A 20,309-nucleotide genomic window follows, 5' to 3' on the forward strand; every position below is an offset into this window, starting at 1 on the left:
CGTCGTCTCATTTATTGCCGCCGCTCTATAGCAAGGATCTCCCATGGACCCGAAATTACTCGATATCTTGGCTTGCCCGCTGTGCAAGGGCCCGCTGAAACTTGCCGCTAATAAGTCTGAATTGATCTGCAAGGCCGATGGCCTGGCTTTTCCGGTGCGCGACGGCATCCCGGTGATGCTGGAAAGCGAAGCCCGTAGCCTCAATGTCGACGAGCGTCTGGACAAGTAAATGAACAGCGCCTTTACCGTTGTGATTCCGGCGCGTTACGCCTCCAGCCGTCTGCCCGGCAAACCGCTGCAGGATATTGCCGGCAAACCGATGATCCAGCATGTCTGGGAGCAGGCGTGTAAAAGCAGCGCCCGCCAGGTGGTGGTGGCGACCGACGATGCGCGCATCGTCGAGGCCTGCCGCCGCTTTGGTGCCGAAGTGCTGTTGACCCGCGTCGAGCACAACTCCGGCACCGATCGCCTGGCCGAAGTGGCTGCTGCGCTGGGGCTGGCACCCGACGCCATGGTGGTCAATGTGCAGGGTGACGAGCCGCTGATTCCGCCGGCGATCATCGATCAAGTGGCGGCCAACCTGGCTGCCAATCCGCAGGCGGCTATCGCCACCCTGGCCGAGCCGATCGACGATGTGGCTGCGCTGTTCAATCCCAACGTGGTCAAGGTGGCGAGCGACCGCAATGGTCTGGCGCTGACCTTCAGTCGCGCACCTTTGCCCTGGGCACGTGACGCTTTTGCCGTCAGCCGCGAGCAGTTACCGGCGAATGTGCCCTACCGTCGGCATATCGGCATCTATGCTTACCGCGTGCAGTTTCTCCACGATTTCGTCGCCTGGGGCCCTTGCTGGTTGGAGGACGCCGAGTGCCTGGAGCAGCTGCGCGCGCTCTGGCATGGCGTGCGCATCCATGTCGCCGATGCCCTGCAGGCGCCGCCGGCCGGGGTCGATACGGCGGAAGATCTAGCGCGCGTGCGCCGACTGCTGGAGGCCTGATGCGCGTCTTGTTTGTCTGCCTGGGCAATATCTGCCGCTCGCCGACTGCCGAAGCGGTGCTGCGGCACAAGCTGCGTGAGTTGGGGCTGGAGGGGTGCATCGAAGTCGATTCCGCCGGTACCGGCGACTGGCACGTCGGCAAGTCGCCGGACAGCCGCACCCGGCAGGCGGCGCAGCGGCGCGGCTATGATCTGTCCGCCCTGCGCGGGCGTCAGGTCTGCGCCAGCGATTTCAGTCGTTTCGACCTGATTCTGGCCATGGATAACAGCAACCTCGAGCACCTGCGGCGCTTGCGGCCAGGCAAGGCTACGGCCGAACTGGATCTGTTCCTGCGCCGCTATGAGCTGGCGCGAGATGAGGTGCCCGATCCCTATTACGGTGGCGAAGAAGGTTTCGAACAGGTGCTGGATCTGCTCGAGCAGGGCTGCGCTGCCTTGCTTCGCGAACTGCGAGGGCGGCTATGAGCCTTTGCGTTCAACCGCAGGTTTCGCTCAAGGCCTATAACAGCTTCGCCATAAATGTTACGGCGCGCTGGTTTGCCGAGGCACATGACGACGATCAGGTGCGTGAGGCGTTGGTTTATGCCGAGCAGCGGCAGTTGCCCCTGCTGCTGCTCGGTGGCGGCAGCAATATGCTGCTGACCGCCGATGTCGAGGCGCTGGTGCTGCGCATGGCCAGTCGCGGGGTTCGTGTGTTGCAGGACGACGGCGAGCGGGCGCTGATCGAGGCCGAGGCCGGCGAACCCTGGCACCCCTTTGTGCAGTGGACTCTGCAGCAGGGTCTGGTGGGTCTGGAAAACCTCAGTCTGATTCCCGGCACGGTCGGTGCCGCGCCGATGCAGAATATCGGCGCCTATGGTGTTGAGTTGCAAGACCGGTTCGCCGGCTTGACCGCCCTGGATCGTCGCAGCGGCGAATTACGCGAATTTTCTCTGGATGATTGTGCTTTCGCCTATCGCGACAGCCTGTTCAAGCGTGAGGCGGGGCGTTGGGTGATCTTGCGCGTGCGCTTTGCCCTGAGCCGAACGGCAGCGCTGCATCTGGACTATGGCCCGCTCCGCCAGCACCTGGCGGAGCGGGGCATAGCGGCGCCGACGGCGGTCGATGTCGGTCGCTCCATCTGTGCGATTCGCCGCGAGAAATTGCCCGATCCGGCGCTGCTGGGCAATGCCGGCAGCTTTTTCAAGAACCCTTTGGTTTCGGTTGAGCTGGCGCAACGCCTAAGCGCCGAGCATGCCGACCTGGTGGCTTACCCGCAGGCCGATGGTCGGGTCAAGTTGGCCGCTGGCTGGCTGATCGAACGCGCCGGTTGGAAGGGCTTTCGTGAGGGCGATGCCGGGGTGCATCGGCTGCAGGCTTTGGTGTTGGTCAATTATGGCCAGGCCACCGGGCCGCAGTTGTTGGCGCTGGCGCAGCGCATCCAGGCGGATATTTTCCAGCGTTTTGCGGTTGCCCTGGAAATCGAGCCTAACGTGCTGTAAACCGCGGACAGAGGCGAGTTGCACGGTTAGCGTGGCCAGAAGCAAGAAAAAGGGGATGCCGAAGCATCCCCTTTTTTATTGCGCTGAATAGTCTCAGGCGTGCGGCTTGTCCGCGTGCTCGTCCTGCTTCTGTTCGGTTTCGCTTTCTGCATCTGCATCTGCATCGGTTGCCGGCGTGCGCTCCGCTTCGCTGCTCTCAGCCACTGGTGCTTGGTTGGTTGCTTCAGTGGTTTCGCTGGCCGGCGCTGCAACCGTTGGTTCGGTTGCCGCTGGGCTGGCTTCTGCTAGCGCTTCGGTTTGGACGGCGGCAGCTTCGGCAGCTTCGCGAGCCAGACGCTCGGCCTCGCGTTGACGGCGACGCACTTCGCGCGGATCGTTCGGCGCGCGACCGCTGGTGCTCGGTACGATGCTTGCGGTTTCAGTGGTCTCTTCGCCCACTGTTTCGGCCGCTGTGGCTGTTGGTGCAGCCGGCTCGCTGGCAGCGCTGTCGGCGGCCACCTTGCTCTGCTCTTCTGGCGCAGGAGTGACTGCTGCTTCGGTGGCCTCGGGGGCGGTTTCGATGACCTGCGGCGCGCTGACTTCGGCAGGCGCGACCTCAGCCGTATCAGCCGGCTCGGTGCTAGCTTCGGCCAATTGTTCGACCACTGGCGGCTTTGGCTCTGCAGCAGGCTTAACTGGAGTTTCCTGAGCCGCTTGCTCGATCGCGGCGGGCTCTGGGTTGACCTGCTCTGCGTTCACTTCGGCGGCAACGGTTGCGGCAACGGCCAGAGGGGGAGTGCTGCCAGCCTTGTTTTCGCCGGCTTCCTCGGTGCCTTCGCTCAGGGTACCGCTGCCGTCGCTTTGGCGCTCGCGGCGATTGCTGCGACGACGCTGGCCGCGCGAACGGCGACGTGGACGCTCGCCTTCTACGCCTTCTGCCTCATCGTCTTGCTGCGGTTCTTCGTTGCTGAGTACTTCCGCGTCGATGATGGCCGCGGTTTCGGGGCGTGGTTGGCGCTCTTCTCGTGGTGCTCGCGGTTGGCGCGCAGGGCGCTCGGCACGCACTTCTTCGCTGCTGCCGCTGTCAGCGCTTGGCGGTGCATCGAGCGGCTCGCGCAGTTCGCGTGTTTGGCGCTCTTCGCGTGGCTTGCGCTCGCGGCGATTCTCCTGGCCTTCGCGTGGTGGGCGCGACTGGCGGACTTCCTGCGGCTCGCGAACTTCAACCGCTTCACGTGCTGGGCGTTCTTCACGCGGTTGCGCCTCTTCGCGTGCTACGCGCGGCTGGCGCTCTTCGCGAGGGGCTCGTTCTTCGCGCGGGGCACGCTCTTCACGTGGCTTGCGTTCTTCGTCGCGGCGGCCGCCGCGGCTGCGGTTCTGTTGGCGACCGCTGCGCCGTTCGTCGCTACGCTGGGGGCGTTCGCTGGTTTTCTTTTCGACTACCGCAGGTTTAACTTCTTCTTCCTTGCCGGCGAACAGACTGACCAGCGATTTCACCAGCCCTTTGAACAGGCCTGGCTGGCTGGCAACCGGCGGGCTGACTTCGGCCACGGGTGTCGGTGCCGGCGCTGGCGTCGGCGCGGTACGCTGCGGCGCGGCCTTGATCGCCGCTTCCTGGCGAACCAGGGTGCGGGTGGCGGCAGCCGGTTGCACTTCTTCCACTTCGGTGGCAGCCATTTCATAGCTGGACTGGGTGGATTGTGCTTCCGGGCTGTCGTCACGGATGCGCTGCACTTCGAAGTGCGGTGTTTCCAGGTGATCGTTCGGCAGGATGACAATGCGTGCACGGCTGCGCAGTTCGATCTTGGTGATCGAGTTGCGTTTCTCGTTGAGCAGGAAGGCGGCAACCGGGATCGGCACCTGGGCGCGAACCTCGGCGGTGCGATCCTTCAGGGCTTCTTCTTCGATCAGGCGCAAAATCGCCAGCGACAGCGATTCGACGTCGCGGATGATGCCTTGGCCGTTGCAGCGCGGGCAGACGATGCCGCTGCTTTCGCCAAGGGATGGACGCAGACGCTGGCGGGACATTTCCAGCAGGCCGAAGCGCGAGATGCGCCCGACTTGGACGCGGGCGCGGTCGGCTTCCAGGCTTTCGCGGACTTTCTCTTCCACGGCGCGCTGGTTCTTCGCCGGGGTCATGTCGATGAAGTCGATCACGATCAGGCCGCCGATGTCGCGCAGACGCAGTTGGCGGGCGATTTCTTCGGCCGCTTCCAGGTTGGTCTGCAACGCGGTTTCTTCGATGTCGCTGCCTTTGGTCGCCCGCGCCGAGTTGATGTCGATGGACACCAGGGCTTCGGTCGGGTCGATCACGATGGAGCCGCCGGACGGTAGCTTCACTTCGCGCTGGAAGGCGGTTTCGATCTGGCTTTCGATCTGGAAGCGGTTGAACAGCGGCACGCTGTCTTCATACAGCTTGATCTTGCTGGCGTACTGCGGCATCACCTGGTTGATGAAACTCAGGGCTTCCTGCTGCGCTTCGATGCTGTCGACCAGTACTTCGCCGATGTCCTGGCGCAGGTAGTCGCGGATGGCGCGGATGATGACGTTGCTTTCCTGGTAGATCAGGAAGGGGGCCGCGCGATCCAGCGAAGCTTCTTTGATCGCGGTCCACAGTTGCAGCAGGTAGTCGAGATCCCACTGCATTTCTTCGCTGGAACGGCCGAGGCCGGCAGTGCGCACGATCAGGCCCATGTCGCTAGGGGCGACCAGGCCATTGAGGGCTTCGCGCAGCTCGTTGCGTTCTTCGCCTTCGATGCGCCGCGAGATACCGCCGGCGCGCGGGTTGTTCGGCATCAGCACCAGGTAACGACCGGCCAGGCTGATAAAGGTGGTGAGGGCTGCGCCCTTGTTGCCGCGCTCCTCTTTTTCGACCTGAACGATGACTTCCTGGCCTTCCTTGAGCACGTCTTTGATGTTGACGCGACCCTCGGTGGCCTTGCTGAAGTACTCGCGGGAGATTTCTTTGAGCGGGAGAAAGCCGTGGCGCTCTGAACCGAAGTCGACAAACGCCGCCTCGAGGCTGGGTTCGACGCGAGTGATGCGGCCTTTATAGATGTTGGCCTTCTTCTGCTCGCGGGCGCCCGATTCTATGTCCAGGTCGTAGAGTTTTTGCCCATCTACCAGGGCGACACGCAACTCTTCGGGTTGAGTTGCGTTAATCAGCATTCTTTTCATGTTGTACCGTCGGTTTCCGGTGCTGGCGGAAGCGGCGTTCGGCACACACGACTCTCAGGGTCGGTGTTAGGCGCGTCAGAAACGGTCGTAAATCGCTTCATTGTCAAGCGACAGTCAGCCAGTTGGGCTGGGTCGCGACGGACATCTCCTGCTCGCTGTTGTGACAGAAAGCGCTGGTCAGGAGGAGGAATCAACTGTCGGTAGCGGACGAGGTGAAGCGTCTTCGATAAAGCTACTTGCTACGCAGACCGACGGTTGTACGTCTCCACCCTACACGTATCACTGAAAATCGAGTGCCGCGCGCATAAAATCCGCAGCGGGTTGGCATTTACCGCAAACGCCCAAAGGGGGCGGCTGCGCATCATGGCTTAAGGCTTTATTTCCGAGTTATCCGCGGCCTTTGCGGCTGTCTATCTCTGAATAACCCGTCGGACGGCCTTACGTCCCAAATGGATTGCGTCGGTTGGGGATGGCAGTTTTGGCGATCATCCGCAAACCGGACCGCTTTTGGCGGCGTTCGCGACTATAGCAGTAATGATTAAGTGCTTCAATTTTATAAAATATGTCCATAAAAATTGTTATGATTGCGCGATGACAACTCCTACTTCTACAACCTCCGGCGTTCAGCTGCTCGAGGTTGCGCCGGAGCTCGCCGGCCAGCGCATCGATAACTTCCTCCGCACCCAGTTAAAGGGTGTGCCCAAGACATTGATTTACCGCATTTTGCGTAAAGGCGAGGTGCGGGTGAACAAGGGCCGCATCAAGCCGGAGTACAAGCTGCAGGCGGGCGACATCATTCGCGTTCCGCCGCTGCGTCTGGCTGAGCGCGATGAGCCAGCCCCCTTGGCGCAGGGCTTGCTCGAGCGCCTGGAGGCGGCCATCGTGTATGAAGACAAAGCCTTGATTGTGCTGAACAAGCCAGCCGGCATCGCCGTGCATGGTGGTAGCGGCCTCAACTACGGGGTGATCGAGGCTTTCCGTCAACTGCGGCCGGACGCCAAGGAGCTGGAGCTGGTTCATCGTCTCGATCGCGACACTTCCGGGCTTTTGATGATCGCCAAGAAACGTAGCATGCTACGGCACCTGCATGAGGCGTTGCGCGGTGACGGCGTTGATAAGCGTTATATGGCGCTGGTTCGGGGTCATTGGGCGACCGCCAAGAAGCGGGTCAGCGCACCCCTGCAGAAGAGCAATCTGCGTTCGGGGGAGCGCATGGTCGAGGTTAGCGATGAAGGCAAGGAGGCGCTGACGCTGTTTCGTGTGCTGCGCCGTTTCGGTGAGTTCGCCACCTTGGTCGAGGCCAAGCCGGTGACCGGGCGCACCCATCAGATCCGCGTGCACAGCCAGTATGCGGGGCATTGCATCGCCGGTGACAGCAAGTATGGCGATGACGAATTCAGCCGCGAGATCCGTGAATTGGGTGGCAAGCGTCTGTTCCTGCATGCCTATGCGTTGGTCGTGCCGCTGCCGGATGGTGGCGAGCTCAAGCTGGAAGCGCCGGTCGACGCTGCCTGGGCGCATACGCTGGAGCGCCTGAGTGTCTGACTATGAATTGTTGATTTTCGATTGGGACGGCACGCTAGTCGACTCCATTGGTCGTATCGTCGAGTCGATGCACTGGGCGGCGGATGCTTGTGGTCTGGCGCGCTGTGCTGACGTGCGGGTTAAGGGCATTATCGGGCTTGGGTTGCCAGAGGCGATCAGCAGCTTGTATCCGGATCTGCTCGAGCCGATGCTGGTCGAGCGTTTCCGTCGCTGTTACAGCGAGCGTTACCTGGCGCTGGAGGCTGAGCCTTCGGCGTTGTTTCCGGGCGTGGCCGAGGCGTTGGGGCTCTTTCGTGCGCAGGGCTATCGTTTGGCCGTGGCCACCGGCAAGAGCCGTCATGGCTTGCAGCGTGTGCTGGAGGGACGTGGTTGGTTGGATTATTTCGATACCACCCGCTGCGCCGATGAAACGGCGAGCAAGCCGAATCCGCTGATGTTGGCGGACATTCTCGAGCATTGCGGCGTTCCTGCCGGGCGGGCGTTGATGGTGGGCGATTCATCGTTCGATTTGCAGATGGCTCGATGTGCGGGGGTGGATTCCGTGGCGGTCGGTTATGGTGCTCAGCCCTTGGCTGCGTTACGTGAGTATGGGCCGGTGCTGGCGATAGAAAATTTCATGGAGTTGCATGCCTGGCTTGATCGGCGTGCAGGTGGACAATCAGTTGAGGTAGGTGATCATGTCGGATGAATGGAAAGCATCGGCGGCCAGTGACGGTGATGAAAAAAGCTGGAAGTTACTGGAAAAAACCTTGTTGGCTGGCGTTCAGGAGCAGCGTCGGGCGCGCCGCTGGGGGATTTTTTTCAAGTCGCTGACATTTATCTATCTGTTTGCTGCGCTGGCGCTATTTGCCCCGCTGCTCGACCTGAAAGAGGGCGTCAAGAGTGGCGCCAGCCATACCGCGCTGATCGAGGTGCGCGGGATGATTGCCGATAAGGAGTTGGCCAGTGCCGACAATATAGTGGGCAGCCTGCGCGCCGCATTCGAGGACGGCAACACCAAGGGGGTGATCCTGCGGATCAACAGCCCGGGCGGCAGTCCGGTGCAGTCGGGTTATATCTATGATGAGATTCGTCGCCTGCGCGCCGAGTATCCGGCGATCAAGCTGTATGCGGTGATCACCGATCTGGGTGCTTCTGGGGCCTATTACATCGCCAGTGCCGCCGATCGGATCTACGCCGACAAGGCCAGCCTGGTCGGGTCGATTGGGGTGACGGCGGCCGGTTTCGGCTTTGTCGGGGTCATGGAGAAACTGGGCGTCGATCGTCGGGTGTATACCGCCGGCGAGCACAAGGCGTTTCTCGATCCGTTTCAGCCGCCTAAGGAAGAGGAGGCGCAGTTTTGGCAGGGGGTGCTGGAGACCACGCATCAACAGTTCATCGATAGCGTCAAGCAGGGGCGTGGCGATCGGCTGAAATCGGCGGAGCATCCCGAGCTGTTCTCGGGGCTGGTGTGGTCGGGTGAGCAGGCGCTGCAGCTCGGTTTGATCGATGCGCTGGGCAATGCCAGCTATGTCGCGCGTGAAGTGATCGGCGAAAAAGAGTTGGTCGATTTCACGGTCAAGGAGTCGCCGTTTGACCGCTTCGCCAAGCGCCTTGGTGCCAGCGTTGCCGAGGATCTGGCCATGTGGATGGGCTTTCAGGGGCCGAGTCTGCGCTAGCAGGCCGTTGAAAAACTACTGCGCTCGGCTATGCGGCGTTGAAATCAGCCTCAAAATGCTCATGTACAGCTCGTACACTGCGCTTTTTCGGCTGATTTCGCCTTGCCTAGCCTTCGCTCGCTACATTTTTCAACGGCCTGCTAGTCGATCTCGTGTTGAGCGCAAGCCCGGTCAGTGATCGGGCTTGTTGCTTTATGGGACATCGATACCGGCCGCATGGAGCATGTCCACCAGGCGGATCAGGGGGAGGCCGATCAGGCTGGTGGCGTCGGTGCCTTCGGTGCTGCGAAACAGGCTGACGCCCAGTCCCTCGGCCTTGAAGCTGCCGGCGCAGTCGAAGGGTTGTTCGGCCTCCAGGTAGCGGCTGATTTGTGCATCGCTCAGCTGGCGAAAGTGCACGGTGAAGGGTATGCAGTCGATCTGGCAGTGGCCGCTTTGGCTGTCGAGCAGGGCCAGCCCGGTCAGGAAGGTGACGCTGTTGCCGCTTGCGGCGAGCAGTTGTGCGTGGGCGCGTTCAAGGGTCTTGGGTTTGCCGAGAATCTGTTTGCCGAGAATGGCGACCTGGTCGGAGCCAATGATTAAATGTTGCGGGTGCTTGGCGCTGAGGGCGCGGGCTTTGGTTTCTGCCAGACGGCGCACCAGTGCGTTGGCGTCTTCATCGGCCAGGGGGGCTTCATTGATGGCTGGCGCACTCCAGCTAAAGGGCAGGCGCAGGCGGGCCAATAGTTCTCGGCGGTAGGGTGAGCTGGATGCGAGCACCAGGGGTGGCATGGTATGTGTCTCTCCTTTTATATAGGCGGGCAATTCTAGTCGGCGCTCTTCGTGCTGGACAGGCCGAATATCCTTTGACAGGGGCAGGGTGCATCCCTAGAATGCGGCGCCTATGTTAAATGCACCGATTCCACCTCATGTTGATCCGCGCAAGTTGGCTGATCGTGGTGCCACGCTTGAAGGCGCGGTTCCGCTAGTCGATTTGCCGCGACTCTGCGACCCGCTTGCCGATAATCAAGGCATGGTGCGTGCGAAGTTTTTCTTCGAGCGTGATGAGCGTAATGCTGTGGTTTTCCATAGTGAGCTCGAGGTTGAGGTCAAGATGGTTTGCCAGCGTTGTCTGGAACTGGTTGCCCTGCCGATCCGTAGTGCGTGTGATTACGCTGTGGTGAAGGAAGGTGCGAATACCCAGTCCGTGCCGAAGGGCTATGACGTGCTGGAGTTGGGTGAAGATCCATTGGATCTGCTGGCGCTGGTTGAGGAGGAGCTGTTGCTCGCTTTGCCCATTGTCCCGGTTCATGACCCTAAAGATTGCCAGCAGCCGGTCGGCCTCGAAGAGCCCGAGTCGAGCGAGGACGAGGTAACGCGGTCCAACCCGTTCAGTGTATTGGCGCAGTTAAAGCGTGACCCAAACGTTTAGGAGTTAATCAGTTATGGCTGTTCAGCAGAACAAAAAATCCCGTTCCGCCCGTGACATGCGTCGTTCGCACGATGCTCTCGATGCCAGCACGCTGTCCGTCGAGAAAAGCACCGGCGAAATCCATCTGCGCCACCACGTATCGCCGGAAGGTGTTTACCGTGGTCGCAAAGTGATCGATAAGGGCGCTGACGAGTAAATCTTGTCCGCTCCGATCATCGCGATTGATGCAATGGGTGGGGACTTCGGTTCCCACTGCATTGTTCAGGCCAGCATTGCCTGTTTGGCCGAGTACCCTTCGTTGCACCTGGTCCTAGTCGGCCAAGCCCCCCTTATTGAAGATTTGATTGCCCGTAGCCCTGGCGTCGATCGCGCACGCCTGCAGGTCGAGCATGCTGGCGAGGTGGTCGCCATGGACGAGCGCCCAGCGCAAGCGCTGCGCGGCAAGGCGGATTCGTCAATGCGGGTGGCTCTGGGTTTGCTGCGTGATGGGCGGGTTCAGGCATGTGTCAGCGCCGGCAATACCGGTGCCTTGATGGCCTTGTCGCGTTATGTGCTGAAAACCCTGCCAGGTATAGACCGCCCAGCCATGGTGGCGGCTGTCCCGACGCGGGCGGGCTGCTGTCACTTGCTCGATCTGGGGGCTAATGTCGACTGCAGTGCCGAGCAGCTCTACCAGTTCGCCGTGATGGGCGCGGTGGCTGCCGAGGCATTGGGGGTGGTGCGGCCGCGTGTGGCGTTGCTCAATGTTGGCACCGAGGAAATTAAGGGTAATCAGCAGGTCAAGCTGGCTGCGAGTCTTTTGCAGCAAGCCCGCGGTTTGAATTACGTCGGTTTTATCGAAGGCGACGGGCTTTATCGTGGCGACGCCGATGTGGTGGTATGCGACGGCTTTGTGGGCAATATTCTGCTCAAGTCCAGCGAAGGTTTGGCCGCGATGATTGCGGCGCGTATCGACTCGTTGTTCAGGCGCAACCTGGTTTCGCGGCTGGTGGGTCTGCTGGCGCTACCGGTGTTGCGCCGCTTGCGTGCCGAGCTGGCGCCCGCGCAGCACAACGGTGCGAGCTTGCTTGGTCTGCAGGGTATTGTGGTGAAGAGCCATGGCTCGGCAGGCGTAGAAGGTTTCAAGAGTGCCATTCGTCGTGCGTTGATGGAAATTGAGGACAATTTGCCGCAGCGCCTGCATGGGCGTCTCGAGGATATGTTGCTCTGAATCGCTTGTTGATGATTCCTGCAGGCTTCCAGGGGCTGTGCGCTGTTGCTTCGGTGGCCGGTTAATGTGACCGCGATGGGTGGCTTGCCATCCAACTGTCAGTTTGTTGCGCTTGACTTTGGTTGCGCTTGACTTTGCCAGGCGTGAATTTATTCGACGATAAGACCATAGAGGCTCGTTTACATGTCTGCATCCCTCGCATTCGTCTTCCCTGGCCAAGGCTCGCAGTCGCTGGCGATGTTGGCTGGGCATGGCTCACAGCAAGTCGTTATCGATACATTTGCCGAAGCCTCCGAAGTGCTTGGCTACGACCTCTGGGACTTGACCCAGCAGGGGCCGGAAGAGCAACTCAATCAAACCGATAAAACCCAGCCGGCGATCCTTGCTGCATCCATTGCCTTGTGGCGTCTGTGGTGCGCTGAGGGCGGTTTGCAGCCGGCGTTCGTCGCCGGCCATAGCCTGGGCGAATACTCGGCGCTGGTTGCGGCAGGCAGCCTGGCGTTCGCTGAGGCGGTCAAGCTGGTGGAGCTGCGCGGTCGGTTGATGCAGCAGGCGGTGCCGGCCGGGCAGGGTGGCATGGCGGCCATCCTCGGGCTGGACGATGCCGATGTGCTGGCGGCCTGCGCCGAGGCGGCGCAAGGCGAGGTGGTGAGCGCGGTGAATTTCAATGCGCCTGGGCAGGTGGTGATCGCGGGTTCGGCTGCTGCTGTGACGCGCGCCGCCGAGGCGTGCAAGGCGCGTGGCGCCAAGCGTGCCATGCCGCTGCCGGTCAGCGTGCCGTCGCATTGCGCGCTGATGCGCCCGGCTGCCGAGCGCTTCGCTGAGGCGGTTGCGGCTGTGGCCTGGCAGGCGCCGCAGGTTCCGCTGGTGCAGAACGTCAGCGCGAGTGTGGTCGTCGACCTTGCCACGCTCAAGGCCGATCTGCTGGCGCAGTTGTACAGCCCGGTTCGTTGGGTCGAGTCGATAGTCTGCATGGCTGAGCAAGGCGTGACCGATTTGGTCGAGTGCGGTCCGGGCAAGGTGCTGTCGGGGCTGAACAAGCGCTGCGTCAAAGGAATCAATACGTATAATCTGGACACCCCAGACGCCTTCGCCGCCGCCCGTGCGGCCTTGGCCTGAATTAAGAGAGGTTGTTATGAGCCTGCAAGGTAAGGTTGCATTGGTCACTGGCGCGAGTCGCGGCATCGGCCAAGCCATTGCTCTGGAGTTGGGGCGGCAGGGCGCCGTGGTGATCGGCACGGCGACGTCGCCGTCTGGTGCCGAGCGTATCGCCGAATACCTGAAAGAACAGGGCATCGAAGGGGCTGGCCTGGTGCTGGATGTCGGCAGCGACGAATCGGTCGCCACGACTCTGCAGCACATTCAGCAACACCTTGGCCAGCCGTTGATCCTGGTCAACAACGCAGGTATCACGCGCGATAACCTGATGCTGCGGATGAAAGATGACGAGTGGTTCGATGTCATCAATACCAACCTGAACAGCCTCTATCGGTTGTCCAAGGCAGTGTTGCGCGGTATGACCAAGGCGCGCTTCGGGCGCATCATCAATATCGGTTCGGTGGTCGGCGCCATGGGCAATGCCGGGCAAGTGAACTATGCTGCGTCCAAGGCCGGGCTGGAAGGTTTCGGTCGTGCACTGGCGCGTGAAGTGGGTTCGCGGTCGATCACCGTGAACGCGGTGGCACCTGGTTTTATCGATACGGATATGACCCGCGAACTGCCGGAAGCACAGCGCGATGCGTTGCTGACACAGATTCCGCTGGGTCGTTTGGGGCAGGCCGAAGAGATCGCAAAAGTGGTCGCTTTCCTCGCTTCCGATGGCGCCGCCTACGTCACTGGAGCTACTATCCCTGTGAACGGCGGAATGTACATGAGCTGAATGTGACTGCAGCCTTCAGAAAACTGTCATAGATGCTGTCTAAAATCCGGTATAAAGCTGCAGCAGGGTTATAGCTGGATCATTGGGGTGTTCTGGGGCAGTCTTGCATTCTGCTTGAAATGCTAAAAACCCTTTATATACACTTGGCCGCAGACCAGCTGCCTGGATTTGTCCAATTAGGAGTGAAAATACGGTATGAGCACCATCGAAGAACGCGTCAAGAAAATCGTTGCCGAACAACTTGGCGTCAAAGAAGACGAAGTAACCAACAGCGCTTCCTTCGTTGAAGACTTGGGTGCCGACTCCCTTGACACTGTTGAGCTGGTGATGGCTCTCGAAGAAGAATTCGAGACTGAGATTCCGGATGAGCAAGCCGAGAAGATCACCACTGTTCAGGAAGCTATCGATTACGTGACTGCGCACGCGCAATAAGCTGATCGTCGACTTCCGACTTGGAAAAGCCGCACAGCCCTTATCGGGCGTGCGGTTTTTCTTTGACGGGGTGCTGGAAGTGGTCAAAGGGGTGGGCGTCCAGCTTCGCAGTGCGGGAAGGCTCGCGATCCGTTAAGCGGACTCACTGACTGTGCCTGCCCTGCGGGCCAGCTTTTGGCCATTGCTGCGCCACCTGGTGCGCTGTCTTGCCTTGCCTGATCTGCGTTCGTTATCCGCTATCGGGGTAAGGGAATGGATAGGCGTTGAATAACCGAATATGAGGAGATTGCTGTGTCGCGTAGACGCGTCGTGGTTACCGGTATGGGCATGCTGTCGCCACTGGGTAACGATGTGCCGAGCAGCTGGCAGGGTATTTTGGCCGGACGCAGTGGCATCGCCCCGCTCGAACATATGGATCTTTCCGCCTACACCACCCGTTTTGGCGGTTCGGTCAAGGGGTTCAATGTCGAGGAGTATTTGTCCGCCAAAGAAGCGCGCAAGCTCGATCTGTTTATTCAGTATGGGCTGGCCGCGAGCTTCCAGGCTGTGCGCGATTCCGGGCTGGAAGTGACCGATGCCAACCGTGCGCGTATTGGTGTGGCCCTCGGCTCGGGCATTGGCGGTCTGACCAATATCGAGAACAACTGCAAGTTGTTGCATGAGTTGGGCCCGCGGCGCATTTCGCCGTTTTTCGTGCCGGGCTCAATCATCAACATGATTTCTGGCTTCCTGTCGATCCATCTGGGGTTGCAGGGGCCGAACTATGCGATTGCCACCGCCTGTACCACCGGTACCCATTGCATCGGCATGGCCGCGCGTAATATTGCCTATGGCGAAGCCGACGTGATGGTCGCCGGTGGTGCCGAGATGGCCGCGTGCGGTTTGGGAATCGGTGGCTTTGCTGCGGCGCGGGCACTGTCCACGCGCAACGATGATCCGGCCAGCGCCAGTCGTCCATGGGATAAGGATCGCGATGGCTTCGTGCTGTCCGATGGTGCCGGTGCGCTGGTTCTGGAAGAGCTGGAGCACGCCAAGGCGCGCGGCGCGACTATCTATGCCGAGTTGATCGGTTTCGGCATGAGTGGCGATGCGTACCACATGACTTCGCCACCGGAAGACGGTGCCGGTGCCGCCCGCTGCATTGCCAATGCGATGCGCGACGCCGGGTTGAATACCGACCAGGTGCAGTACATCAACGCCCACGGCACTTCGACTTCGGCGGGAGACAAGGCTGAGGTCGCGGCGATCAAGTCGGTGTTTGGCGAACATGCTTATCAGCTTGCCGTCAGCTCGACCAAGTCGATGACCGGCCACCTGCTGGGCGCGGCTGGTGCGGTCGAGGCAATCTTCAGCATCTTGGCCATTCGTGAGCAGGTGGCCCCGCCAACCATCAATCTGGACGAGCCTGGCGAGGGCTGCGACCTCGACTTCGTTGCGCACCAGGCCAAAGCCATGCCGATCGATGTGGTGCTGTCCAATTCCTTTGGGTTTGGCGGCACCAACGGTTCACTGGTATTTCGCCGGTACGCGGGTTGATGCCGAGCTGGGTCGACGGTCAGCCGTTGGAACGGCTCTCCGTCAGGGATCGTGGTTTGGCGTACGGCGATGGGCTGTTCGAGACCATCGCCGTCAATCGTGGCAGTCCCACCTTGCTGGCTCGACACCTGGCGCGGCTTGGCGAAGGTTGCGCACGCTTGCAGATCGATCTCGATCTGGCGCTGGTGCGTGCGGAGCTGCTGGCGTTCAGTCGTGAGTTGGGCGATGGCGTGGCCAAGTTGATCGTGACCCGCGGTGACGGTTTGCGCGGTTACGCGCCGCCGCAACCAGGGTTGCCGCGACGGATTCTGCAGGGTAGCGCAAAGCCCTCTTATCCGGCCTGCAATGCCGAACTGGGTGTGCGTTTGTTCCCCTGCGTGACGCGACTCGCCGAGCAACCGCTGCTGGCCGGGATGAAGCATTTGAATCGGCTCGAGCAGGTGCTTGCGCGCGCCGAGTGGCAGGACGCCGAACATGCCGAAGGCTTGCTGCTGGATACCTCCGGGCGGGTGATCGAAGGCGTCTACAGCAATCTGTTTATGTTGAAAGATGGCGTCTTGCTCACGCCCGATCTTTCCCGCTGCGGAGTGGCCGGGGTGATGCGGGCCGAGCTGCTGGCGCAGGCCGCGGATCAGGGTTTGCCCTGCCATGTGTGCGACATCGGTCTTGATACGTTGCTGGGGGCCGACGAGATCTTTCTTTGCAACAGTCTCTACGGCGTCTGGCCTGTCCGTGCGCTGCAACGGCATGAGTGGCCGGTTGGCCCGCTGACCCGTAAACTGCAGATCATCGCCTGCGACCTACTGGACAGCTGATTTGTGATACGTAAATTGTTGTTGCTGCTTGAGGGCGGCGTGTTAGTTGCCGGTTTGCTGGTGGCCTTGGTCGCCTGGCAGCAGCACTCGGCGCTCGAGCAACCGTTGAATCTGACCGAGGAGCTGATGCTTGAGGTGCCGGCGGGCGCTACTCCTGGCGGTGTACTCAATCGCCTGCAGGCTGACGGCGTTTTGCATGATGCGTTCTGGTTGCGACTCTACTGGCGCTTCAACCTTAGAGGGCAGCCTCTGCACAGCGGCGAGTATCGCCTCACTCCGGGGCTCAGCGTGAGCGATATGCTCGGGCTGTGGCGGCGTGGCGAGGTGGTGCAGTACAGCCTGACTCTGGTCGAAGGTTGGAGTTTTCGCCAGATGCGCGCGGCCTTGGCGCGCGAAAGCAAGCTCGATCTGACCTTGAGCGAACTGAGCGACGCCCAGTTGATGGTGCGCCTGGGCTACCCGGGGGTTAATCCGGAAGGGCGCTTCTTCCCCGACACCTACCGGTTCGTGCGCGGCATGAGCGACCTCGATCTGCTCAAGCAAGCCTATGTCCGCCTGGAACAGGTCTTGGCCGAGGAGTGGCAAGGTCGCGCCGATGGGCTGCCTTATAAGGAGCCTTATGACGCCTTGATCATGGCCTCGATCATCGAAAAGGAAACCGGAGTGCCCGAGGAACGCGGCGAGATTGCCGGCGTATTCGTCCGGCGTCTGCGCATCGGCATGCGCCTGCAGACCGACCCTACGGTAATTTATGGCCTGGGTGAGCGCTACAACGGCAAGTTGACCCGTGCTCACCTGCGTGAGCCGACGGCCCATAACACTTATGTGATCGATGGCATGCCGCCGACCCCGATCGCCATGGTGGGGCGCGAGGCGATCAATGCCGCGCTGCACCCGGTGGCAGGCAAGAGCCTGTATTTCGTCGCTCGCGGCGACGGCAGCCATGTATTCTCCAATACCCTCGAGGCCCATAACCGCGCGGTACGCGAGTACCAGCTCACGCGGCGCGAGGATTACCGTTCGAGTCCTGCCCCCGTGCAGTCGAACCATCAATAAAGGACAGCCCGTGAGCGGTTTGTTTATCACTCTGGAAGGCCCCGAAGGCGCCGGTAAAAGCACTAACCGCGAGTTCTTGGCCGAGCGCCTGCGCGCGCAAGGTATCGAGGTGTTGTTGACTCGCGAGCCGGGCGGTACGCCGCTGGCCGAGCGCATCCGCGAGCTGTTATTGACGCCGAGCGATGAGCCGATGGCGGCCGACACCGAGTTGCTGCTGGTGTTCGCGGCCCGTGCCCAGCACCTGGCCCAGGTGATTCGGCCGGCACTGGCCCGTGGTTGCGTGGTGCTCTGCGATCGCTTTACCGATGCCACCTATGCCTACCAGGGTGGCGGCCGCGGTTTGTCGCAGGCGCGTATTGCTGTGCTGGAAAGCTTCGTGCAAGGCAATCTGCGTCCGGATTTGACCCTGGTATTCGATTTGCCGGTAGAGATAGGTCTGGCCCGTGCGGCGGCGCGTGGTCGGCTGGATCGGTTCGAGCAGGAGGGGCGGGCATTTTTCGAGGCGGTGCGCCAGACCTATCTGCGCCGTGCCGGTGAACAGCCTCGGCGTTATCGGATTTTGAATGCCGCGCAGCCGCTGAGCCAGGTGCAGCAGGATCTAGACGCCATGTTGGGACATATCGTGGAGCTGTGCCGTGGCTGATGCCTACCCCTGGCAAGCCACGCTCTGGCAGCAATTGGCCGGGCGCACGCAGCATGCCCATGCCTACCTGCTGCATGGGCCGGCCGGTATCGGCAAACGCGCCCTCGCCGAGCGCCTGATGGCCCGTTTGCTCTGCCAGCGGCCAGCGGGCCTGGATGCCTGCGGTCAGTGCAAGTCCTGCCATCTGCTGGCTGCCGGCAGCCATCCGGATAACTACATTCTGCAGCCGGAAGAGGTCGACAAGGCGATCAAGGTCGACCAGGTGCGTGACTTGGTCAATTTCGTGGTGCAGACCGCCCAACTCGCCGGGCGCAAGGTGGTACTGGTCGAGCCGGCCGAGGCGATGAATCTGAATGCGGCCAACGCCTTGCTGAAAAGTCTGGAAGAGCCTTCCGGCAATACGGTTTTGCTGTTGATCAGTCACCAACCCAGTCGCTTGCTGCCGACGGTAAGGAGTCGCTGCGTGCAGCAGGCCTGTCCCTTGCCGAGCCAGGCGACGAGCCAGGCCTGGCTGGCGCAGGCGCTGCCGGAGTGTGCCGATGAGGAACGCGCCGAGTTGCTCTGTCTGGCGGCAGGTTCGCCCTTGGTCGCCGTGCGCATGCACGCCCAGGGCGTGCGCCAGCAGCGTGCCCTGGTGGTCGACGGGATCAAGAAGCTACTCAAGCAGCAGATCGCGCCGAGCCAATTGGCAGAAAGCTGGAACGCCGTGTCCTTGCAGTTGTTGTTCGACTGGTTCTGCGACTGGGCGCAGTTGATCCTGCGTTATCAGCTGACGCGTGACGAGGCGGGGTTGGGGCAGGCCGATATGCGCAAGGTCATACAATACCTGGCAGAGAAAACCGCTCAGGCAAAAGTGTTGAGCATGCAGGATTGGTTGCTGGCACAGCGGCAGAAAGTCATAGGTAAAGCCAACCTCAACCGTGTCATGCTTCTCGAAGCCTTGCTGGTGCAGTGGGCAAGCTTACTCAGACCGAGCTAGAATCGGCCATCAAGTAATGAAAACCAGGAACGCCGCATGAGCTTGCCACCTAATTTGGGCCCGCGTAACGGAATCCTGTCGCTGACCATCAAAGACAAATCCGTGCTCTATGCCGCTTACATGCCGTTTATCAAGAATGGCGGGCTGTTTATCCCGACCAACAAGAGCTACAAGCTTGGCGATGAAGTGTTCATGTTGCTCAATCTGATGGACGAGCCGGAAAAGATCCCGGTCGCCGGCAAGGTGGCGTGGATCACGCCCAAGGGTGCGCAAGGCAACCGTGCGGCGGGGGTCGGTGTGCAGTTCAATGACGGTGACAACACCGCGCGGAACAAGATCGAGACCTACCTGGCGGGTGCGCTGAAGTCGGATCGCCCGACCCATACCATGTAACTGTCGCGACAAGCCGCAAGCTGCAAGTGACAAGAAAGCGTTGGCGTTCTCGCTTTTGCTTGTGGCTTGAAGCTTGCTACTTGAGGCTTCACATCATGCTTATCGATTCCCACTGTCATCTCGACCGCCTCGATCTGGCTGCGCATGGCGGCTCCCTCGATGCCGCGCTGGACGCTGCGCGAGCGCGTGGCGTTGGTCATTTTCTCTGCATTGGGGTCAGTGCCGACAATGCTGCGGCGGTCAAGAGTCTGGCCGAGCGCTATGTCGACGTCGATTGCTCGGTTGGGGTTCATCCGCTGGATCTCGAGCCGGAGGCCGCGCCGGCTCTGGACTGGTTGCTGGCTGAGCTGAACCACCCCAGAGTGGTGGCCATCGGTGAAACCGGACTGGATTACCACTACGAGCCGCAAGCGGCGCAGTTGCAGCAGCAGGCCTTCCGCCTGCACCTGCAGGCCGCCAAGGTCACCGGCAAGCCGGTGATCGTGCATACCCGCGAAGCGCGTGCCGATACCCTGGCCTTGCTGCGTGAGGCCGCCTTGCCTCAAGCCGGGGTGTTGCACTGCTTTACCGAAGACTGGGAAATGGCCAAGGCGGCGCTGGATATCGGTTTCTATATTTCCCTGTCCGGCATCGTCACCTTCCGCAATGCCGAGGCACTGCGTGAAGTCGCCCGCCAGGTGCCGGACGATCGCTTGCTGGTGGAAACCGACTCGCCCTATCTGGCGCCGGTGCCACACCGCGGCAAGCCGAATCTGCCGGAATACGTACGCGATGTGGCTGAGTATCTGGCGTTGTTGCGTGGCGTCAGTTTCGAGCAACTGGCGGATCAGACCACGGCTAACTTCAAGCGCCTGTTCCCATTGGCGCGAGTCGCTTAATGTCTGCGTGCGTGCGTGCGCGGGTGGCGAGTGAGTCGACGCGGCGGCATGGGATGCCGTCGACCCTAAACGCCATGTAAAAAAAACCCGGGTTCTGGGGGATGAATCCGGGTTAAGACCATTAGGAGTAAATCAAGGTACGCGATCCAAGGTACCTTGCCTGGTGGGGCACTTGGGGGGAGATGCCGCACACCAGTACTCCTGAGTATTGGCGAAGTTTGCTGAACGTCCAGGCTGGTTTGCTCGT

At 61.1% G+C, this 20,309-nt stretch carries 22 protein-coding genes; 20 read left to right on the plus strand and 2 right to left on the minus strand.

Features of this window, described 5'->3' with window-relative positions:
* Nucleotides 1-43 precede the first annotated feature (43 nt).
* From P8H27_RS02920 to murB, 4 genes are read left to right on the plus strand one after another with little or no spacing between them, the layout of a single operon-like run.
* The gene (locus tag P8H27_RS02920) at nt 44-229 is read left to right on the plus strand and encodes a Trm112 family protein (RefSeq protein WP_289635115.1); all 186 of its coding nucleotides are present in this window, start codon (nt 44-46) and stop codon (nt 227-229) included.
* Complete coding sequence (kdsB, locus tag P8H27_RS02925; RefSeq protein ID WP_289635116.1) at nt 230-994, plus strand: 3-deoxy-manno-octulosonate cytidylyltransferase; 765 nt, start codon at nt 230-232, stop codon at nt 992-994.
* Nucleotides 994-1,458: a low molecular weight protein-tyrosine-phosphatase gene (locus P8H27_RS02930; RefSeq protein ID WP_289635117.1), complete on the plus strand. Its 465-nt coding sequence runs from the start codon at nt 994-996 to the stop codon at nt 1,456-1,458. The genes kdsB and P8H27_RS02930 overlap by 1 nt, the downstream gene beginning before the upstream one ends.
* Entirely contained in the window at nt 1,455-2,474 is a 1,020-nt protein-coding gene (gene murB / locus P8H27_RS02935; RefSeq protein ID WP_289635118.1) for a UDP-N-acetylmuramate dehydrogenase, read from the plus strand. Before P8H27_RS02930 ends, murB begins: the two co-directional genes overlap by 4 nt.
* A gap of 93 nt (nt 2,475-2,567) precedes the next feature.
* On the opposite strand, the gene rne is transcribed toward murB, so the two are convergent.
* Nucleotides 2,568-5,627, minus strand: a complete 3,060-nt coding sequence (gene rne, locus P8H27_RS02940) for a ribonuclease E (protein WP_289635119.1) — start codon at nt 5,625-5,627, stop codon at nt 2,568-2,570.
* A gap of 591 nt (nt 5,628-6,218) precedes the next feature.
* On the opposite strand from rne, the gene rluC reads away from it, so the two are divergent.
* From rluC to P8H27_RS02955, 3 genes are read left to right on the plus strand one after another with little or no spacing between them, the layout of a single operon-like run.
* Nucleotides 6,219-7,172, plus strand: coding sequence for a 23S rRNA pseudouridine(955/2504/2580) synthase RluC (rluC, locus tag P8H27_RS02945; protein WP_289635120.1), 954 nt, complete (start codon nt 6,219-6,221; stop codon nt 7,170-7,172).
* Nucleotides 7,165-7,860, plus strand: coding sequence for an HAD-IA family hydrolase (locus P8H27_RS02950; RefSeq protein WP_289635121.1), 696 nt, complete (start codon nt 7,165-7,167; stop codon nt 7,858-7,860). Before rluC ends, P8H27_RS02950 begins: the two co-directional genes overlap by 8 nt.
* Nucleotides 7,850-8,830: a S49 family peptidase gene (locus tag P8H27_RS02955; RefSeq protein ID WP_289635122.1), complete on the plus strand. Its 981-nt coding sequence runs from the start codon at nt 7,850-7,852 to the stop codon at nt 8,828-8,830. The genes P8H27_RS02950 and P8H27_RS02955 overlap by 11 nt, the downstream gene beginning before the upstream one ends.
* A 192-nt stretch (nt 8,831-9,022) precedes the next feature.
* Here P8H27_RS02955 and P8H27_RS02960 read toward each other — a convergent pair whose 3' ends face one another.
* Nucleotides 9,023-9,601, minus strand: a complete 579-nt coding sequence (locus P8H27_RS02960; RefSeq protein ID WP_289635123.1) for a nucleoside triphosphate pyrophosphatase — start codon at nt 9,599-9,601, stop codon at nt 9,023-9,025.
* Nucleotides 9,602-9,713: 112 nt separating this feature from the next.
* Here P8H27_RS02960 and P8H27_RS02965 point away from each other — a divergent pair, with 112 nt between their 5' ends.
* The 13 genes from P8H27_RS02965 to P8H27_RS03025 all read left to right on the plus strand — a co-directional run bounded on the left by P8H27_RS02965 (nt 9,714) and on the right by P8H27_RS03025 (nt 20,062).
* Nucleotides 9,714-10,241 (plus strand): YceD family protein, encoded by a 528-nt coding sequence (locus P8H27_RS02965; RefSeq protein ID WP_289635124.1) that lies wholly within the window; start codon nt 9,714-9,716, stop codon nt 10,239-10,241.
* A 13-nt stretch (nt 10,242-10,254) separates the two neighbouring features.
* Nucleotides 10,255-10,437 carry a 50S ribosomal protein L32 gene (gene rpmF, locus P8H27_RS02970; protein WP_079201670.1) on the plus strand — a complete coding sequence of 61 codons (183 nt, stop codon included), beginning with the start codon at nt 10,255-10,257 and terminating at the stop codon, nt 10,435-10,437.
* Between the two features lie 3 nt (nt 10,438-10,440).
* Nucleotides 10,441-11,451 carry a phosphate acyltransferase PlsX gene (gene plsX, locus P8H27_RS02975; RefSeq protein ID WP_289635125.1) on the plus strand — a complete coding sequence of 337 codons (1,011 nt, stop codon included), beginning with the start codon at nt 10,441-10,443 and terminating at the stop codon, nt 11,449-11,451.
* A 183-nt stretch (nt 11,452-11,634) separates the two neighbouring features.
* Nucleotides 11,635-12,570: an ACP S-malonyltransferase gene (gene fabD / locus P8H27_RS02980; protein WP_289635126.1), complete on the plus strand. Its 936-nt coding sequence runs from the start codon at nt 11,635-11,637 to the stop codon at nt 12,568-12,570.
* Nucleotides 12,571-12,586: 16 nt separating this feature from the next.
* Nucleotides 12,587-13,330 (plus strand): 3-oxoacyl-ACP reductase FabG, encoded by a 744-nt coding sequence (fabG, locus tag P8H27_RS02985; RefSeq protein ID WP_289635127.1) that lies wholly within the window; start codon nt 12,587-12,589, stop codon nt 13,328-13,330.
* A gap of 195 nt (nt 13,331-13,525) precedes the next feature.
* Nucleotides 13,526-13,762, plus strand: a complete 237-nt coding sequence (gene acpP, locus P8H27_RS02990) for an acyl carrier protein (RefSeq protein ID WP_090497298.1) — start codon at nt 13,526-13,528, stop codon at nt 13,760-13,762.
* A gap of 291 nt (nt 13,763-14,053) precedes the next feature.
* On the plus strand, nt 14,054-15,298 hold the full coding sequence (gene fabF / locus P8H27_RS02995) for a beta-ketoacyl-ACP synthase II (protein ID WP_289635128.1): 1,245 nt from the start codon (nt 14,054-14,056) through the stop codon (nt 15,296-15,298).
* The gene (gene pabC, locus P8H27_RS03000) at nt 15,298-16,113 is read left to right on the plus strand and encodes an aminodeoxychorismate lyase (protein WP_289635129.1); all 816 of its coding nucleotides are present in this window, start codon (nt 15,298-15,300) and stop codon (nt 16,111-16,113) included. The genes fabF and pabC overlap by 1 nt, the downstream gene beginning before the upstream one ends.
* Before the next feature lie 3 nt (nt 16,114-16,116).
* On the plus strand, nt 16,117-17,169 hold the full coding sequence (gene mltG / locus P8H27_RS03005; RefSeq protein WP_289635130.1) for an endolytic transglycosylase MltG: 1,053 nt from the start codon (nt 16,117-16,119) through the stop codon (nt 17,167-17,169).
* A 10-nt stretch (nt 17,170-17,179) separates the two neighbouring features.
* Nucleotides 17,180-17,812, plus strand: coding sequence for a dTMP kinase (gene tmk, locus P8H27_RS03010; RefSeq protein WP_289635131.1), 633 nt, complete (start codon nt 17,180-17,182; stop codon nt 17,810-17,812).
* Nucleotides 17,805-18,791 (plus strand): DNA polymerase III subunit delta', encoded by a 987-nt coding sequence (locus tag P8H27_RS03015; protein ID WP_289635132.1) that lies wholly within the window; start codon nt 17,805-17,807, stop codon nt 18,789-18,791. Before tmk ends, P8H27_RS03015 begins: the two co-directional genes overlap by 8 nt.
* A gap of 36 nt (nt 18,792-18,827) precedes the next feature.
* On the plus strand, nt 18,828-19,184 hold the full coding sequence (locus tag P8H27_RS03020) for a PilZ domain-containing protein (RefSeq protein WP_289635133.1): 357 nt from the start codon (nt 18,828-18,830) through the stop codon (nt 19,182-19,184).
* A gap of 95 nt (nt 19,185-19,279) precedes the next feature.
* On the plus strand, nt 19,280-20,062 hold the full coding sequence (locus tag P8H27_RS03025) for a TatD family hydrolase (protein WP_289635134.1): 783 nt from the start codon (nt 19,280-19,282) through the stop codon (nt 20,060-20,062).
* The last annotated feature ends 247 nt before the right edge of the window (nt 20,063-20,309 follow it).

Source organism: Pseudomonas sp. sp1636 (assembly GCF_030376615.1).
Classification (GTDB): domain Bacteria; phylum Pseudomonadota; class Gammaproteobacteria; order Pseudomonadales; family Pseudomonadaceae; genus Aquipseudomonas.